A 1919-nucleotide genomic window follows, 5' to 3' on the forward strand; every position below is an offset into this window, starting at 1 on the left:
CGCGCCGGGCCAGGCGACCACCAGCGCCCCGACCGTGGCCGTCTGGTCGCGCCGCCAGGGCGACGGCTGGTCCCGGCCCAGCGATGTGGCCATCCGCAACTGCGGCGTTACGGGCAATGTCCGCATCTGGGGCATGGGGGCGGGGGGATCGATGCGGGACCTGCTGGCCTCGTCGCGCACGGCGGGCCATACGCTGGCGGCCCAGTCGGCGGCGCCGATCAGGGTCGTCATGGACCGGGTGCGGTTTCAGGGCGTGGGGACCATTCCCCTCTATGTCGGGCCGGGGGTGACGCGGACCACGGTGACCCGCTCGCGCTTTTCCGGCCGGTCGACGTCGGTCGCCATCTATCTGGACGCCGAGAGCGCCGGCGCCCTGATCCAGGACAACGACTTCGACATCCGCACCGGGCGCGAACAGATCGCCGTGGACGGGTCGGGCGCCAATCGCATCGTCGGCAATCGGCTGGCGCTGGGCGGGCGCGGGGGGGTGTTTCTGTATCGCAACTGCGGCGAGGACGGGGTAATCCGCCACCAGACGCCGTCCTATAATCAGATTACGGACAATGTCTTCGCCGGCGCCGGCTGGCTCAGGCCGCGCGCGGTGGTGATCGGCTCGCGCGAGGGGCGCAGACCCTATTGCAGCGACGACCGGGGCTGGCCCTTCGGGTCCAGCATCGACGACGGCGACGGTGCCGCGGGCAATCTGACGGCGCGCAACAGCGTGCGTCGCTGATCGGGTCGCCCCTTGCGCCGGGCGTCCGCGCAGGGCTGACTGGACCGATCGCGATCAGGGGGAAAAGACGATGCGGCTGATCCTGTTGTTCACGGCGCTGGCCGTCGCCCTGGGTCTGGCCGTGATCGCCAGCCAGACGCCCGCGCCCCGGCCGGTCTCGACGCCGGCCGAAGCCTTTTCCGCCGCGCGGGCGATGGCCGATGTGCGCGAGATCGCCCGCGCGCCCCATCCGGTCGGGTCCGCCGACCACGCGCGGGTCCAGACCTATCTGATGCGGCGAATGACGGCCCTGGGCCTAGCGCCCCAAATCCAGACCGGCCCCCTGTCGCCGCGCGCCGTGCAACGGATGGAGCGCGAGGGCCGCAGCGCGCAAGGGCTGGCGGTCGCCAACATCGTCGGCGTCCTGCCCGGCCGCGACCCCGACCGTCCCGCCGTCCTGATGATGGCCCATTACGACAGCGTGCCTGGTTCGCCCGGCGCGGCCGACGATACGACGGGCGTGGCGGCCATTCTGGAGGCGGTGCGGGCGATCAAGGCGCGCGGCGGGGCGGACCGCGATCTGATCGTCCTGCTGACCGACGCCGAGGAACTGAACCTGGACGGGGCGCGCGCCTTCTTCGCCGCCCATCCGTGGCGCGACCGGATCGGCGCCGTCGTCAATCTGGAGGCGCGGGGCGGCGGCGGCCGGGCCATGATGTTCGAGACCGGGCCGGGCAACGCAAACACCATCGCCCATTATGCGCGGGCCGCCGGCGCCGCGACCGGCGGCCCGTCCAGCAACGCCCTGGCCGTCTTCGTCTATCGGCTGATGCCGAACGGCACGGACTTCACCGTGGCGGCGGCCAGGGGTCTGGCCGGGATCAACCTGGCCTTCATCGGGCGGCCGGACCAGTATCATTCGCCCGCCGCCACGCCCGAGGCCCTGGATCAGGGCAGTCTGCAGCATATCGGATCGCAGGCGCTGGAGGTCGCGGACGCCTGGCTGCGCGCGCCGACCCTGCCCCAGGTGACGCGGAACGCCGTCTATGCCGATCTGTTCGGCCTGACGGTCGTGCGGCATCCGCCGGTCGTGGGCTGGGTCCTGCTGGCCGTCGCCGCCCTGGCGACCGGCATTACGGTATGGCGGGTGCGTCGCGTTCAGGTCTTGAAGGCGGGCGCGGTCCTGCGCGGCGCGGCGGACGGGCTG

Annotated in this window: 2 protein-coding genes; both read left to right on the forward strand. The window is 72.4% G+C overall.

Going from position 1 to position 1919, the window contains the following annotated elements; genetic code table 11:
- Positions 1 to 733, forward strand: a 733-nt coding sequence (locus RTU05_RS18125; protein WP_312599671.1) for a right-handed parallel beta-helix repeat-containing protein, incomplete at its 5' end; no start/stop codon positions are given.
- 70 nt (positions 734 to 803) lie between these two features.
- Positions 804 to 1919, forward strand: a 1116-nt coding sequence (locus RTU05_RS18130) for a M20/M25/M40 family metallo-hydrolase (protein WP_312599672.1), incomplete at its 3' end; no start/stop codon positions are given.

The sequence above is a fragment of the Brevundimonas sp. genome, from assembly GCF_032017145.1.
In the GTDB taxonomy this organism is placed as follows: Bacteria; Pseudomonadota; Alphaproteobacteria; order Caulobacterales; family Caulobacteraceae; genus Brevundimonas.